Below are 17,473 nucleotides of genomic sequence, written 5' to 3' on the forward strand. Positions count from 1 at the left end.
GGAGACCAGGCTTCGCGCCGGGGCGAGTTTCAGAGCCGCCGTGCAAATGTATCGCTGTGACTGCCCGACACCTTGCGGCAATGCACCAGCGCATCGCGAATCATGAAGTTGACCAGGGTCGGCGAGACGCCGAGTTCCTTGGCGATGTCCTTTTGCGGCACGCCGTGCAGGCGGTACATCTCGAACGCATAGCGGGTGCGCTGGGGCAGTTCCGTCAGGGCGTCGGCGATGTTCTCCAGGGTGTTGAAATTGATGTGCGAAGTTTCCGGTGACGCGCCCTGAATCACCACATTCAAGCCTTCCTCTTCGGTCCCCGAATATTTGAGCTCCAGGGCCTGCTTGCGATAGTGATCGATCGCCAGGTTGCGCACGATCTGGAACAGATAACTCAATTGCGCCTTGAACGATGAGGTGATCGTCGGCGCCGATTGCAGCCGGAAGTAGGCATCCTGCACGACGTCTTCGGCCCGGGAGCGGCAGCCGGTAATACGTGCTGCGATCTTTACCAGAATCAGCCGATTATCGACGAATGCCTGGAGCAGCGGTGAGTCGCACCTGCCTGTGGATACTTGTTCCGTCATGGAAATCACCTTGATCGCAAAAGAGGTTAGGGGAGGGCGTCCGTGCTGAGGCCTCCTACACATCGGGCAACAAATTATGCTGAATGATAATTATTGTCAAATGAGAAGTCTGACTGATTTTGTTCGTGGGCTGAAGGTGTGAACCCCGTCTCGCTCGTCCTCGACGACTAATTATTTGGCGACGCCGTCCGTTCTTCTGGGTGACAGGTTCGTTGGTAAAACGGCCAAGGATCAGCACCCGCAGGAGGGCGAGATGGGTTTTTATCGTGCATATGGCGCGTTTCAGATGGGGGGCGTCGAGCGATGAGCGCGCCGACTCGACTGCGCCTGTTCTGCCTGCCTTATTCGGGGGCCAGCGCCATGGTGTACGTGCGTTGGCGGCGTGTTCTGCCGGACTGGTTGCAGGTGTGCCCGCTGGAGTTGCCAGGGCGTGGCATGCGGATGGACGAGCCGTTGCAACGCGACATCGGCGCCTTGGCCGCGCAGTTGGCGGATGAAATCAGTCGTGACCTGAACGGCCCCTACGCGTTGTTCGGCCACAGCCTTGGCGGCCTGCTGGCGTTCGAGCTGGCGCACGCGCTCAAAGCGCGCAACGTGCCTGCGCCGCTGGCACTGTTTGCGTCCGGCACCGCCGGCCCGGCGCGGCGCGACGTCAGCGAGTACGCCCGCGAAAAGACCGATGAGCAACTGATCGCCCGCCTGCGCGACCTGCAAGGCACCGCCGAAGCAGCCCTGGCCAACCGCGAATTGATGCAGTTGATGCTGCCGATCCTGCGCGCCGACTTCCTGTTGTGCGGCAGCTTCGCCTATGGCCGACGCGAGCCGCTGGGCATGCCGATCCATGTGTTCGGCGGCAAGCAGGACAGCGTGCGCGCCGACCAGTTACTCGACTGGCAGGCAGACGCCGCCAGCGGTTTTTCCCTGGACCTGTTCGACGGCCACCACTTCTTTCTGGTGCAGCACGAAAGCGCGGTGCTGCGCTGTGTGCGGCGCTACGCCGAGGAACACCTGGCGCGCTGGCGCAATGGCGCGGCGCGGCGACTGACCGCCGGCTGAACCCTTCCCGATTTTCCCGTAAGCCGATTTCAGGCAGGAACCCCCATGATGGACGCCTTCGAACTTCCCCGCACCCTGGCTCAGTCCCTTCAACGCCGCGCCGCGCAGACTCCGGAGCGGATCGCTCTGCGTTTCCTCGCTGAGTCCGCCGAACACAACGTGGTCCTCAGCTACCGCGACCTCGACCGACGCGCCCGTGCCATCGCCGCCGCCCTGCAGGCCAACGCCGACCTGGGCGACCGTGCCGTATTGTTGTTCCCCAGCGGGCCGGACTATGTGGCGGCGTTCTTCGGCTGCCTGTACGCCGGGGTGATCGCGGTGCCGGCCTATCCGCCGGAGTCCGCTCGTCACCATCACCAGGCGCGCTTGCTGTCGATCATCGCCGACGCCGAACCGCGCCTGTTGCTGACCATCGCCAGCCTCGGCGATGACTTGGCGCAGATCGAAAACGCGCCGCCGCTGCTGGCGGTCGACACCCTCGACAGCGCGCTTGCCGAGCGCTGGGTCGCCACCGATGTGCAAGCCGACGACATCGCCTTCCTGCAATACACCTCGGGCTCCACCGCCTTGCCCAAGGGCGTGCAGGTCAGCCACGGCAATCTGGTCGCCAATGAACTGCTGATCCGGCGCGGTTTCGGCATCGACCTGAACCCGGATGACGTGATCGTCAGCTGGCTGCCGCTGTACCACGACATGGGCCTGATCGGCGGCCTGCTGCAACCGATCTTCAGCGGCGTGCCCTGCGTGTTGATGTCGCCGGCGTACTTCCTTGGCCGGCCCTTGCGCTGGCTGGAAGCGATCAGCGAATACGGCGGCACCATCAGCGGCGGCCCGGATTTCGCCTATCGCTTGTGCAGCGAACGGGTCAGCGAATCGGCCCTGGAACGCCTGGATTTGAAGCGCTGGCGCGTGGCGTATTCCGGCTCCGAACCGATCCGCCTCGACACCCTGGAACGCTTCGCCGAGAAGTTCGCCCCGTGCGGTTTCACCGCGAACAACTTCTTCGCCTCCTACGGCCTGGCCGAAGCAACCCTGTTTGTCGCCGGCGGCCGCCGTGGCCACGGTATCCCGGCGCTGCGCCTGGATGCGCAGGCGCTGGCCGCCAACCGCGCCGAGCCGGGGCCGGGCGCGGCGATCATGAGTTGCGGCACACATCAGCCGGACCACGCGGTGCTGATCGCCGATCCCCACACCTTGAGCGAACTGCCTGACAACTGCGTCGGCGAACTCTGGGCCAGCGGCCCGAGCATTGCCCACGGCTACTGGCGCAACCCCGAAGCCAGCGCCAAGACCTTCGTCCAGCACGCCGGCCGCACCTGGCTGCGCAGCGGCGACCTGGGCTTTATCCGCGAGGGCGAGGTGTACATCACCGGGCGCTTGAAAGACCTGCTGATCGTGCGCGGCCACAACCTCTACCCGCAGGACATCGAGCAGACCATCGAGCGCGAAGTGGAGGTGGTGCGCAAAGGCCGGGTTGCGGCGTTCGCGGTGAATGAGCAGGGCCAGGAAGGCATCGGTATCGCCGCTGAGATCAGCCGCAGCGTGCAGAAAATCCTCGCGCCGCAAGCGCTGATCACGGCGATCCGCCAAGCCGTGGCCGAAGCCTATCAAGAGGCGCCGTGCGTGGTGGTGTTGCTCAACCCCGGCGCGTTGCCGAAGACCTCCAGCGGCAAGCTGCAGCGTTCGGCATGTGCGTTGCGTTACGCCGATGGCAGCCTCGACAGCTATGCGCAGTTCCCCGGTCTGCAAGGGGCGGCCAGTGATGTCGCGCTGGCGTCCACCTTGCAGACCCAGATCGCGGCGATCTGGTGCGAGCAGTTGCAGGTGGCGACGGTAGCGGCGGATGACCACTTCTTCCTGCTCGGCGGCAATTCCATCAGCGCGACCCAAGTGGTTGCGCGCCTGCGCGAAACCCTGGGCCTGGAACTGAACCTGCGCCTGCTGTTCGAAGCGCCGACCTTGTCGGCCTTCGCCGCCGATGTGGCACAGCTGCAGCAGGATGGCGGCGTCGCCCAAGGCGCGATCCAGTGCTTGTCGCATGAGGATGAACTGCCGCAATCCCTCGCACAGAATCGCCTGTGGATCACCTGGCAACTCGACCCGCAGAGCCACGCATACACCATCCCCGGTGCCCTGCGCCTGCGCGGCGAGCTGGATGCAGACGCGGTGCGCGCCAGCTTCGCGCAGCTGATCCAGCGCCACCCAGCCCTGCGCACGCGCTTCTACGAACGGGATGGGCAAGCCTTCCAACGGGTGTTGGCCAGCAGCGCATTCGACGTGCACGTCATCGACCTTGGTGACCTGCCCGCCGCCGCGCGCGAAGCCCGTGCGCAGCAGATCCGCGAGGAGCAGGCGCACACCGCGTTCGACCTGGAAAACGGCCCGTTGCTGCGGGTGAGCCTGGTGCGCCTGGACGACGAAGACCATCAGTTGCTGGTGACGCTGCATCACATCATCGCCGACGGCTGGTCGCTGAATATCCTCATCGATGAGTTCTCGCGCCTGTACGCCGCGGCGTCTCAGGGCCAGCCCCTGCAACTGCCGCCACTGGCCGTGCAATACGCCGACTACGGCAACTGGCAGCGCCAATGGTTGGCCGAGGGCGAAGGCCAGCGGCAACTGGCGTACTGGAAGGCGCAGTTGGGAGACGAACACCCAGCCTTGAGCCTGGCCACCGATCACCCGCGTGCGGCGCGGCAACGCAACAGTGCTTCGCGCCACAACGTGCGTCTGGGCGCAAGCCTCAGCGCAGCGATTCGCCAGACTGCCCAGGCCAACCAATCGACGCCGTTCATGCTGTTGCTCGCGGCGTTCCAGACCTTGCTCTACCGCTACAGCGGCCAGCGCGACATCCGCATCGGCGTGCCCAGCGCCAACCGCCCGCGCCAGGAAACCCAAGGCCTGGTCGGCTTCTTTATCAACACCCTGGTACTGCGCGCCGAGCTGGACGGGCGCCTGCCGTTCAACCAGCTGTTGGCGGCCACGCGCCAGGCGGCAGTGGGCGCCCAGGCCCATCAGGATCTGCCCTTCGAACAACTGCTCGAAGCGTTCCCCCACGCCCGTGAACAGGGCCTGTTCCAGGTGATGTTCAACCATCAGCAGCGCGACCTCGGCGCTTTGCGTCGCCTGCCGGGCCTGCTCGCCGAAGAACTGGCGTGGCACAGCCGCGAAGCCAAGTTCGACCTGCAATTGCACAGCGAAGAAGACCGCAACGGGCGCCTGAGCCTGGCGTTCGACTACGCCGACGAATTGTTCGAAAGCACCACCATCCAACGCCTGGCCGAGCACTTCATCAACCTGCTGCACGCCGTGTGCGAGCAACCGCAGCGGGCCCTCGGCGACCTCAAGTTGATGCAACACGACGAACAGCGGCCCTGGAGCGAAGCGCCTTGCGCGCCGGCCCGGCAATGGTTGCCCGAACAGCTCAACCAACACACCTCGGACCGCACCGCGCTGGTCTGGCAGGGCGGCAGCCTGAGCTTTGCCCAACTGCACACCCAGGCCAACCGCCTGGCCCATTACCTGCGCGACAAGGGCGTCGGCCCCGACGTGTGCGTGGCCATCGCCGCCGAGCGTTCGCCGCAACTGTTGATCGGCCTGCTGGCGATCATCAAGGCCGGCGGCGCCTACGTGCCGCTGGACCCGGATTACCCCGCCGAGCGCCTGGCCTACATGCTCAAGGACAGTGGCGTCCACCTGCTGCTGACCCAGACCGCGTTGCTGGCGCAATTACCCACGGCCGAAGACGTGTGCGTGATCGCCATGGACAGCCTGCACCTCGACCGTTGGCCGACCCAGCCGCCGGGCCTGCATCTGGACGGCGAGCACCTCGCTTACGTGATCTACACCTCCGGCTCTACCGGCCAGCCCAAGGGCGTGGGCAACACCCATGCGGCCCTGGCCGAGCGCTTGCAGTGGATGCAGGCCACCTACGCGCTGAATGACAGCGACGTGCTGCTGCAAAAAGCCCCGATCAGTTTCGACGTGTCGGTGTGGGAGTGCTTCTGGCCGCTGATCACCGGCTGCCGCCTGGTGTTGGCGGGGCCGGGCGAGCAGCGCGACCCGCAGCGCATCGCGCAACTGGTGCAGGCCCATGGCGTGACCACTCTGCACTTTGTGCCGCCGCTGTTGCAGCTGTTTATCGACGAGCCGTTGGCGGCCGAATGCACCAGCCTGCGCCGTCTGTTCTGCGGCGGCGAAGCCTTGCCCGCCGAGTTGCGTGACCGTGTGCTTGCGCGGTTGCCGGCGGTGCAGTTGCACAACCGTTATGGCCCGACCGAAACCGCGATCAACGTCACCCATTGGCACTGCCGCGCCGAGGATGGCGAGCGTTCGCCGATTGGCCGACCGTTGGGCAATGTGATCTGCCGCGTGCTCGACGAGCAGCTCAACCCGTTGCCGGCGGGAGTGCCGGGCGAGCTGTGCATCGGCGGCATCGGCCTGGCACGCGGTTACCTCGGCCGCGCCGGGCTCACCGCCGAGCGTTTTATCGCCGACCCCTTGGGCGCGCCGGGCAGCCGTCTGTATCGCAGCGGTGACCGCGCACGCTGGAGCGCTGACGGCGTGCTCGACTACCTCGGTCGTCTCGATCAGCAGGTCAAGTTGCGCGGCTTTCGCGTCGAACCGCAAGAAATCGAAGCGCGCCTGCTGGCCCTCGACGGTATCGCCCAGGCCGTGGTGCTGGTGCGCGATGATCAATTGATCGGCTATTACACCGCCACTGCCGCGCTCGACGCCCAAACCGTCAAAGCCGCCCTGGCCGCCGGGTTGCCGGAATACATGGTGCCTGCGCACCTGATGCGCTTGGACGCCATGCCCCTGAGCCCGAGCGGCAAGCTGGACCGCCGTGCGCTGCCCGAGCCGGTGTGGCAAACCCGCGAACACGTTGAACCTGTCACACCGTTGCAGCAGCAGATTGCGGCGATCTGGCGCGAAGTGCTGGGCCTGCCGCGGATCGGCCTGCGCGATGATTTTTTCGCCCTCGGCGGCCATTCGTTGCTGGCCACGCAAATCATCTCGCGCACCCGCCAGGCGTGTGACGTCGAGCTGCCGTTGCGCACCCTGTTCGAAGCCAGCGAACTCGGCGCGTTTGCCGAGCAGGTCGGGCTGATCCAGGCCGCCGGCCAACGCAACCAACAGACCGCCATCGCCCAGGTCGACCGCAGCCTGCCGGTGCCGCTGTCCTATTCCCAGCAGCGGATGTGGTTCCTCTGGCAGTTGGAGCCGGACAGCCCGGCGTACAACGTCGGCGGCATGGCGCGTTTGCGCGGGGTGCTCGACGTGGGGCGTTTCGAGGCCGCGTTGCAGGCCTTGGTCATGCGTCACGAAACCCTGCGCACCACCTTCCCGAGCGTCGATGGCGTGGCCCAGCAGCAGGTGTCGGCGCAGACCGGCCTGTGCATGGGCTGGCAGGACTTCTCGGCGCTGAGCCACCTCGAATGTGAGCAACGCTTGCAGCAGCTGGCCGATGTCGAGGCGCACACGCCGTTCAACCTGGAAACCGGGCCGCTGTTGCGCGTGTGCCTGGTCAAGGCCGGCGCGCAGGAACATTACCTGGTGCTGACCTTGCACCATATCGTCACCGAAGGCTGGGCCATGGACATCTTTGCCCGTGAACTCAGCGCGCTGTACGAAGCCTTCATCGATGAGCGCGACTCGCCGCTGGCGCCGCTGCCGGTGCAGTACCTCGACTACAGCGTGTGGCAGCGCCAGTGGCTGGAGTCCGGCGAGCGCCAGCGCCAGCTCGATTACTGGATCGCGCAATTGGGTTATGAGCATCCGCTGCTGGAACTGCCCGGCGACCGCCCGCGGCCGCCGGTGCAAAGCCACCGCGGCGGGCTGTACCGTTTTGATTTGAGCGACGAACTGGCCGCGCGCGTTCGGGCCTTCAATGCTGCGCACGGCCTGACCCTGTTCATGAGCATGACCGCCACGCTGGCGGTGTTGCTCTACCGCTACAGCGGCCAGACTGACCTGCGCATCGGCGCTCCGGTGGCCAATCGGATTCGCCCGGAAAGCGAAGGGCTGATCGGCGCCTTCCTCAACACCCAGGTACTGCGTTGCCGGCTCGACGGGCAGATGAGCGTCGGTGAGTTGTTCGAGCAAGTCCGTCACACCGTGATCGAGGGCCAGTCTCACCAGGACCTGCCGTTCGACCATTTGGTGGAAGCGCTGCAACCACCGCGCAGCGCGGCGTACAACCCGCTGTTCCAAGTGATGTGCAACGTGCAGCGTTGGGAATTCCAGCAGCGCCGCCAACTGGGCGGGATGAGCGTCGAGTACCTGGCCAACGATGCGCGTGCGACCAAGTTCGACCTCAACCTGGAAGTCACCGACCTCGATCATCGCCTGGGATGCTGCCTGACCTACAGCACCGATTTGTTCGATGAGCCGCGCGTTGCGCGCATGGCCGAACATTGGCGCAACCTGCTCGAAGCGCTGATCGCCGACCCGCAGCAACGCCTCAGCGAACTGCCGATGCTGGGTGCCGACGAGCGGCACGCATTGCAGCGCAGCCTGGGGAGCGACGCGGCTGAACAGCGCCTCGACCAGTGCCTTCACTCACTGTTCAACCAGCAGGCACTGGCCCGTGCCGACGCGCCGGCACTGACGTTTGCCGGTGAGACCCTCAGCTACCGCGAACTGAATGCCCGCGCCAACCGCCTGGCCTGGATGCTGCGCGAGCGTGGCGTCGGCCCGCAGGTGCGCGTCGGCCTGGCGTTGCCGCGCTCCCTGGAAATGGTCATCGGCCTGCTGGCGATTCTCAAGGCCGGCGGCGCCTATGTGCCGCTGGACCCGGAGTACCCGCTGGACCGCCTGCATTACATGATCGAAGACAGCGGCATCGGCTTGCTGCTCAGTGATGCGGCGATGTTCGCCGCCCTCGGTGAACTGCCGGCGACGCTGGCGTGCTGGTGCCTGGAAGACGACCTGCCGGTGCTGGCGAACTACCCGGCCAGTGAGCCGCCGTTTCTCAGCCTGCCGCAACACCCGGCGTACTTGATCTACACCTCCGGCTCCACCGGCAAGCCAAAAGGCGTGGTGGTGTGCCACGGCGAAATCGCCATGCACTGCCAGGCCGTGATCGAGCGTTTCGGCATGCGCCCGGATGACTGTGAGCTGCACTTCTATTCGATCAACTTCGACGCCGCCACCGAGCGTTTGCTGGTGCCGTTGCTCAGCGGCGCACAACTGGTATTGCGCGCCCAGGGCCAGTGGGATGCCGAGCAGATCTGCGGGCTGATCCGCACCCATCGCATCAATGTGCTGGGCTTCACCCCGAGCTACGGCAGCCAGTTGGCGCAATGGCTGGCGACCCAGCAGCAGACCTTGCCGGTGCGGTTGTGCATCACCGGCGGCGAGGCGCTGACCGGCGAACACCTGCAGCGCATCCGCGCGGCGTTCCAGCCGCAGGTGTTTTTCAACGCCTACGGCCCGACTGAAACCGTGGTGATGCCGCTGGCCGGCCTCGCACCGCAGCACTTGGCGGAGGGCGTCGGCAGCGTGCCGATCGGCAGCATCGTCGGCGCCCGCGTGGCCTATATTCTCGACGCCGACCTGGCCCTGGTGCCGCAAGGCGCGAGCGGCGAGTTGTACGTCGGCGGGGCAGGGCTGGCGCAGGGTTATCACCAGCGTCCGGGGATGACCGCGGAGCGTTTTGTCGCGGACCCCTTCGCGGCCCATGGCGGTCGCCTGTACCGCACCGGCGATCTGGTGCGCCAACTGAGCGATGGCCAGGTGGAATACCTCGGGCGGATCGACCATCAGGTGAAGATCCGTGGTTTCCGCATCGAACTGGGCGAGATCGAAACGCGCCTGCTCGAACATCCCGCCGTGCGCGAAGCGGTGGTGCTGGCGCTGGATTCGCCGAGCGGCAAACAGCTGGTGGCCTATCTGGCCAGCGACGCCGAGCACGGCCCCTTGCGCGACGCCTTGAAGGCGCACCTCAAAGCGCAACTGCCGGACTACATGGTGCCCGCCCATTGGCTCGTGCTGGACAGCATGCCGCTGACCGCCAACGGCAAGCTCGACCGCCGCGCCTTGCCGCCGCCGGATGCCGAGGCGAATCGCCAACACTACGTGGCGCCGCGCAACGCGCTGGAGCAGGCGTTGGCGGCGATCTGGTGCGCGGTGTTGAACGTGCAGCAGGTCGGTCTCGACGATAACTTCTTTGAACTGGGCGGCGATTCGATCCTGTCGATCCAGGTGGTCAGCCGTGCGCGCCAGGCCGGGATTCACTTCAGCCCGCGGGATTTGTTCCAGCACCAGACCGTACAGACCCTGGCCGCCGTCGCCATGCGCGCCGAGCAGGTCAGCGCCGAGCAAGGCGTGCTGAGCGGCCGCTCGGGGCTCACGCCGATCCAGCAGTGGTTCTTCGAGACAGAGATTCCCGCGCGTCAACACTGGAACCAGGCGCTGGTGCTCAAACCGCTGCAACTGCTCGATCCCCATCGCCTGGAGCAAGCCCTGCTGGCGGTGCTGGAACAGCATGACGCGCTGCGCCTGAGCTTCACCCGGCGCGACGCGCAATGGCACGCCGAACACCTGGCCGTGCCGGAGGGCGGTGTGCTGATGCAGGCGCAAGTGTGTGATCTGCAACAGTGCAGCGCGTTGTTCAGCGACACCCAACGCAGCCTCGACCTGGCCCACGGCCCGCTGTTGCGCGCGTTGCTGGTGGACGGTCCGCAAGGCCAGCAGCGCCTGCTGATCGTGATCCATCACCTGGTGGTGGATGGTGTGTCGTGGCGTGTGTTGCTTGAGGATCTGCAAAACGTCTATCGCCAATTGAGCGACGGCCAATCCGTCAGCCTGCCGGCCAAGACCAGTGCCTTGCGCGACTGGGCCGCCCGCTTGCAGGCCTATGCCGGCAGCGAATCCTTGCGCGAAGAATTGTGCGTCTGGCAGGAGCGCTTGGCCGGTGCGGCGGTGCCCTTGCCGGTGGCGCGCCCGCACGGCGCATTGCGCCATCGCGATGCCGAGACGCTCAGTGTGCGCCTGGACGCCGAACGCACCCGCCAGTTACTGCAACAGGCCCCCAGCGCTTATCGCACCCAGGTCAACGACCTGCTGCTGACCGCCCTGGCCCGCGTACTGTGCCGCTGGAGCGGTCACGCCTCGGCGCTGATCCAACTGGAAGGCCACGGCCGCGAAACCCTGTTCGATGAGATCGACCTGACCCGCAGCGTCGGCTGGTTCACCAGCGCCTATCCGGTGCGCCTGACGCCGCTGGCGGAGCAGGGCGCATCGATCAAAGCCATCAAGGAGCAACTGCGCGGCGTGCCGCACAAAGGCCTGGGCTACGGCGTGCTGCGCTACCTGGCGGACGACCTGTGCAAACAGACGATGGCCGCACTGCCGAGTGCCGACATCACCTTCAACTACCTCGGCCAGTTCGACCAGAGCTTCGGCGCCGATGCACTGTTCCACCCGCTGGAGGAATCCGCCGGCCCCGCCCATGACCCGGATGCGCCGCTGCCCAACGAACTGAGTGTCGACAGCCAGGTGTACGGCGGCGAACTGGTGCTGCGCTGGACCTTCAGCCGCGCACGCCACGATCAGCAGACGATTGGCGAGTTGGCCGCGGCCTACCTGGACGAACTGCACAGCCTGATCGCCCATTGCCTCAAGGACGGCGCCGGCGGCCTCACGCCTTCCGACTTCCCCCTGGCGCGCCTGACCCAGGCGCAGTTGGACGCCTTGCCGGTGCCCGCCAGTGCGATCGAAGACGTGTACCCGCTGACCCCGATGCAGGAAGGCCTGCTGCTGCATACCCTGCTTGAACCGGGCACCGGCCTCTACTACATGCAGGACCGCTACCGCATCGACAGCGCCCTCGACCCCGAGCGTTTCGCCCAGGCCTGGCAAGCGGTGATCGCCCGTCACGAAGCCTTGCGCGCCTCGTTCTGCTGGAACGTCGGCGAGGACATGCTGCAAGTGATCCACAAACCCGGCAGTACGCCGATCGAGTACCTGGACTGGCGCGCCGTTGCCGAGGCCGAACAGGAACCGCGCCTGCAAGCCCTGCTCAAGGCCGAGCGCGAAGCCGGTTTCGATCTGCTCAACCAGGCGCCGTTCCACCTGCGTCTGATCCGCGTCGCTGAAGTGCGCTACTGGTTCATGATGAGCAACCACCACATCCTCATCGATGCCTGGTGCCGTTCGCTGTTGATGAATGATTTCTTCGACCTCTACACGGCCCTCGGCGCAGGCCACGACGCGCAACTGGCCACGCCGCCGCGTTATCGCGACTACATCGCCTGGCTGCAACGCCAGAACCTGAGTGCGGCGCGCCAGTGGTGGCAGCACAACCTGCGGGGCTTCGAGCGCACCACGCCGATCCCCAGCGACCGCCCGTTCCTGCGCGAACACGCCGGCGGCAGCGGCGGCATGGTAGTGGGCGATTGCTACACCCGCCTCGATGCCCGCGACGGTATACACCTGCGCGAACTGGCCCAGGCCCATCAGTTGACCGTCAACACCTTTGCCCAGGCCGCGTGGGCCCTGGTGCTGCGGCGCTTGAGCGGCGAGCGTGACGTGCTGTTCGGCGTCACCGTGGCCGGGCGTCCGGTGGACATGCCGGACATGCAACGGACCGTTGGCCTGTTCATCAACAGCATCGCGCTGCGTGTGAAGCTGCCCGAGGAGGGCCAACAGTGCAGCGTGCGCCACTGGTTGAATGGCCTGCTCGACAGCAATATGCAACTGCGCGAGTACGAATACCTGCCGCTGGTGACCCTTCAGGAACACAGCGAATTGCCCAAGGGCCAACCGCTGTTCGACAGCCTGTTCGTGTTCGAAAACGCCCCGGTGGAAGTCTCGGTGCTCGACCGTGCGCAAAGCCTGAACGCCACCTCGGACTCCGGCCGCACCCACACCAACTTCCCGCTGACGGCCGTGTGCTATCCGGGCGATGAGCTTGGTTTGCACCTGTCCTACGACCAGCGTTACTTCGACGAAAGCACCGTGCAGGGCATGTTGAGTGAGTTCAAGCGCCTGCTGCTGGCGCTGATGCAGGGTTTTCATGGCGACATGGCCGAGCTGCCATTGATGGGCGCGCAGGAGCGTGAATTCCTGGTACACGGCTGCAACCGGAGCGAGCACGCCTACCCGCTGGAGCGCAGCTATATCGAGCTGTTCGAAGCCCAGGTGGCGCAGCATCCGCAACGCATCGTCGCCACGTGCCTCGACCGACAGTGGACGTATGCCGAGTTGAACCGGCGCAGTAACGGCCTGGGCCACGCACTGATCGCCGCGGGTGTCGGCCTGGACCAGCCGGTGGCATTGCTGGCGGAGCGCAGTCTCGATTTGCTCGGCATGATCATCGGTAGCTTCAAGGCCGGTGCCGGTTACCTGCCGCTCGACCCGGGGCTGCCCGGTCAGCGTCTGAGCCGGATTATCGAGCTGAGCCGCACCCCGTTGCTGGTGTGTACCGAGGCGTGTCGCGAGCAGGCCATTGAGCTGCTGCAAGGCGTGGAATGCCAGTTGCTGGTGTGGGAGGAGGTGCCTGCTCGTGGGGCGAACCCCGGCATTTACAGTGGCCCGGACAACCTTGCCTATGTGATCTATACCTCGGGCTCCACCGGCCAGCCCAAAGGCGTGATGGTCGAACAGCGCGGCATGCTCAACAACCAGTTGAGCAAGGTGCCGTACCTGGACCTGAGCCCGGTGGATGTGATCGCGCAAACCGCCTCGCAGAGTTTCGATATTTCGGTGTGGCAGTTCCTTGCCGCGCCGCTGTTCGGCGCGCGGGTGGATATCGTGCCGAATGCCGTCGCCCACGATCCTCAGGGCTTGCTCGCCCATGTGCAGGCCCAGGGCATCAGCGTGTTGGAAAGCGTGCCGTCGCTGATCCAGGGCATGCTGGCCGAGGCACGCATCCGCCTGGACGGCCTGCGCTGGATGCTGCCGACCGGTGAAGCCATGCCGCCGGAGCTGGCGCAGCAGTGGTTGCTGCGTTACCCCGAGATTGGCTTGGTCAACGCTTATGGTCCGGCGGAATGTTCGGATGATGTGGCGTTCTTCCGTGTCGACCTGGCCTCGACCCGTGGCACTTACCTGCCGATTGGTGCGCCGACCGACAACAACCGCTTGTACGTGTTGGACGCTGCACTGGCGTTGGTGCCGCAGGGCGCGGTGGGCGAGCTGTGCGTCGCCGGCACCGGCGTAGGGCGCGGTTACGTCAGCGACCCGCTGCGCACCGCCCAGGTGTTCGTGCCCAACCCGTTCGGCGCCGCGGGCGAGCGTCTGTACCGCAGCGGCGACCTGGCACGGCGGCGCAGCGATGGGGTGCTGGAGTACGTCGGGCGTATCGACCATCAGGTGAAAATCCGCGGCTACCGCATCGAGCTGGGGGAAATCGAAGCGCGTCTGCATGAACAAGCGGCAGTGCGCGACGCGGCGGTCGGGGTGCAGGAGGGCGTCAATGGCAAACACCTGGTCGGTTACCTGGTGGCCGCCGACACCACCCTCGACCCCGGTGAGTGCCTGGAGCGCATCAAACAACGCCTGCGCGCCGAACTGCCGGAATACATGGTGCCGCTGCACTGGCTGTGGCTCGAGCGCCTGCCGCTCAACGCCAACGGCAAACTCGACCGCAACGCCCTGCCGGCCCTGGAGATCGGCCAGTTGCACGACCAGGCCTACTTGGCGCCGCGCACGGCACTGGAGGGGACATTGGCCGCGATTTGGGCCGAGGTGCTCAAGGTTGACCGGGTGGGCGTGCAGGACAACTTCTTCGAACTGGGCGGGCACTCGTTGCTGGCCACGCAGATCGCCTCGCGCGTGCAGAAGACGTTGCAACGGGATGTGCCGTTGCGGGCGATGTTCGAGTGCAGCACGGTGGCGCAGTTGGCCGAGTACATCGATGGGCTGGCGGCGACAGCGATCAGTGCCGAGAAGGTGGATCGGTTGAGTGATTTGATGGCGGAGTTGGAGGGCTTGTGAGGCTGCCATCGGTCGGAAATGGGCTGTTTCTTAAAAAGAACTGTCAATTCTGACAGTAGGCGAAGGAGAGTCAAAGGCGCTCACTAAAGGGAGAGTCCTCGGCTTCAGACGGGCTGAGGGTATCCCCCTGGAACACGGAGTTCTTGTCATGACTAAAGAAAAAACACCGCCTGAAGTCTCCTCAACCGCGGTCGAAGCAACAACGCCAAAATCGCTCAAGCCCAAAACTCTGGAGGTTGCCGCCCCGACAATCTCCAGTGAGGTGGATAGCACAGTACTTCCCGCCAACATGCCGGATTCATACCTGACAGTTGACTCACGTATGGACGCGTCGACTATCACCGTCAAGTTCAGCGCAAAGGAGGCACCTGAGCTGGTCCTTGCTGATATTGTGGATTCGAGTGGTGAGTCAGGAGCAAGGAAGATAGCGATCCCCTTGGATTACTTGACGAAACTCATGGGGTTTACGGCCCTCATTTTCTATACCGGCAAGGCGCAAGGGCAGGCAGTGACTTCGTTGGTCAAGGAAGTGGGGATATCGTTTTACCCAGCAAGTGAAAGTGAAGAGCTCGCCCCCTACCTGCTCCACGAAAAAATCGTGCATAACACGCCCACCTATGACATGCACGATCACGAAGGCCATGAGACGGTTCTTGTGCCGGTTCCGCCGCTTGCCCAACAGGGCGATAAGGTTTATTGCACTGCTGTTACCGAGCAAGACGTTGTTCCGTATACCTTCTACACCGTGGTTTATGATTACGTGTTGACTGAGCAGGAGGCTATGCCAGGCCATGTACTCCAATTCTTTGTTTCACGTGGTTGGCTGGCACGACGTAAACCCTGGAGATCGATCACCCTGCAAAGTGCCTGGATCACAAGCGGCTTGCCAGCTGAACCTGCGGCCGATATTGATCCTCACTTGGAGACCCGCCTGCCGAGAAACGCGCTTGAAATCCAGCGTCGTCGAACGGCTGCTCTGATTGTCGATCACGGCCTTGAGAACTTGCCGCCTCCGCACTTGCGGCAATCTGTGCTGTACAACGAGAAGTGGTGCCTTAATCCCGAACTCACCAAAGAGGGGGGCAATGTGGATGCCCCAACCCTGGAAACCTATGCAGGCGACCAAATTTGTTTCTATGTGAGGGGGGCCGATCACGGGGCTGAGCCGTTGGGCTGTGTGACGCTTGAAAATGATGGGGAGTTGGCGTCCGTCAAGCTCCCGCCGTGTATCGTTGCCTGTTATTTCAACAAGTCGATGACGCTGACCTACACCGTCCAGTTCCCCAACAGTGAGGAACCGCAGGCTTCACCTGAACAAGTTGTCAGCGTTTTAACCCCCCAGTTTCCCCACTCGGTTATTGAAGAAGCGACTAACGGTACGGTGGACCTCAACACCTTCCCTCGGAACGCAACGGCGACAGTGCCTGTGTGGGCCTATGCTGAGTGCTCGAACCTTTGCTGGATGTGGATCACGGGTGAGCGTGAAGACGGCAGTGCCTACCGATTCGACATTTTGAAGGCTGAGCCTGTCACGGATGATTGGAAGACTCGCGGTGTCGATGCATCTATCCCGAGAGCTGAACTGCAAAAGGTGGCTGATTGCAGCGATTTTGAACTGCACTTTGCGGTGAGCTTTTGTGAGGTCAGCGATCTAGCGAGCGGCCATTTGTTCCCCGTTCAGACGTTTAAGATCGAGCAAGAGCCTCTACTGCTGGCCGCTCCCAAAGTTACCGAAGCGGTGGGTTCCGATTTGACCGCCTACAACGGACGCGATCGCATACACGTCGAAGTGGATTATGTGGGCAACCACACCAAACACAGCATCAGCGTTTGCTGGAAGAAACCGAATGGCGCTTGCTGGCCTTTGGCGTCCAAACCCGGAAGTACTACTGGAGCCGTGATCTTCGAGTTGCCGCCGGAAGCGGTGATCGAAAGCATGGGCAAAACCGTGCCAATCACTTACACCGTGACCAGCGCGTGCAAGGTGCAGGCTTCACTGCCATTGAACTTGAATATCAGCAACCCGGTGCGCCTGGAAACCCCGAACCTACTGGAGGCGACGCCTCCCAGGACGCAGAACGCTACGCTGGACCTGAGAGCATTCACTGGAAATCCCAATTCCCTCGAAGATCCGATGTGGTTCCTGAGGGCAGGGCAGAAGTGCTGGCTGCGGGCAAACGGTACGAAAAAGGACGGCACTGCCTACTCGTTTATGGTGTATTCGGCCAGGACCATTACGGCGGCAGAGGCAGGCGCAGGGGTGGCAAGCCCAGTGGCGCGTGCCGAATTGGAAAAGGCGAAGGATGGCTCCTCAATGACCTTCACCTTCAGCGTGACGCCAGACGGCAGTTCGAATGAGAGCGACGCAGTGGTATGCCCGTCGCGCGAGCTGATCGTGCGTGTCATCTCGAAAGTTACAGAGACATTCGAGAGTCTTGTTGGAGGTTACTATTCAGTTGGAAGTATCTTGCGTACGCCGCTTATGACGGTGAAGCATTATCAGGCGATCATGGGGGTTCATGCGGCCTCCGGCGGCAATCCGACGATGACGTCGGGACAGGCCATTGCGTTTTCCTGTAGCAACGGCGATGGAGAGCTGCCGCTTCAACGGGTGGATTTCACGCTTAACTCAGGCTATATGCAATTGAGGTTTTCTTATATGCGACATGTCTATTACGGTAGCTTTGAGTTTTATAATGCGTTGGGAAGAAAGCTGGGCGAGCGCGTGTTCTCTGCTGGAGACCCGGTTGATAATTGGGTTGAATTTACGGGCGGCGCTGGTGAATTGATCACAACAGTAGTTGTGCATACTCGGCAGCATTCCTTTACGGATAACTGGGAACTCTACTTCTAATCATTTGTATGAGCGCCTCTGGAGAAGGGGCGCTTCTATT

4 protein-coding genes are annotated in these 17,473 nt (G+C 63.9%); 3 read left to right on the forward strand and 1 reads right to left on the reverse strand.

Translation table 11 applies throughout. The features are described 5' to 3' along the window. Window positions 1–29: 29 nt before the first annotated feature. A complete protein-coding gene (locus NR164_RS22950) occupies window positions 30–581 on the reverse strand; it encodes an RNA polymerase factor sigma-70 (protein WP_017845800.1) in 552 nt (183 codons plus the stop codon). A 303-nt stretch (window positions 582–884) separates the two neighbouring features. Between NR164_RS22950 and NR164_RS22955 the strand changes: the two genes are divergently transcribed. From NR164_RS22955 to NR164_RS22965, 3 genes are all read left to right on the forward strand, one after another. Then, entirely contained in the window at window positions 885–1,637 is a 753-nt protein-coding gene (locus NR164_RS22955) for a thioesterase II family protein (protein WP_017845801.1), read from the forward strand. Window positions 1,638–1,682: 45 nt separating this feature from the next. After that, entirely contained in the window at window positions 1,683–14,579 is a 12,897-nt protein-coding gene (locus NR164_RS22960; protein ID WP_256823302.1) for a non-ribosomal peptide synthetase, read from the forward strand. A 148-nt stretch (window positions 14,580–14,727) separates the two neighbouring features. After that, the gene (locus NR164_RS22965; protein WP_256823303.1) at window positions 14,728–17,433 is read left to right on the forward strand and encodes a hypothetical protein; all 2,706 of its coding nucleotides are present in this window, start codon (window positions 14,728–14,730) and stop codon (window positions 17,431–17,433) included. Window positions 17,434–17,473: the final 40 nt, after the last annotated feature.

It is taken from the genome of Pseudomonas sp. Pse79 (assembly GCF_024519615.1).
Lineage (GTDB): Bacteria > Pseudomonadota > Gammaproteobacteria > Pseudomonadales > Pseudomonadaceae > Aquipseudomonas > Aquipseudomonas veronii.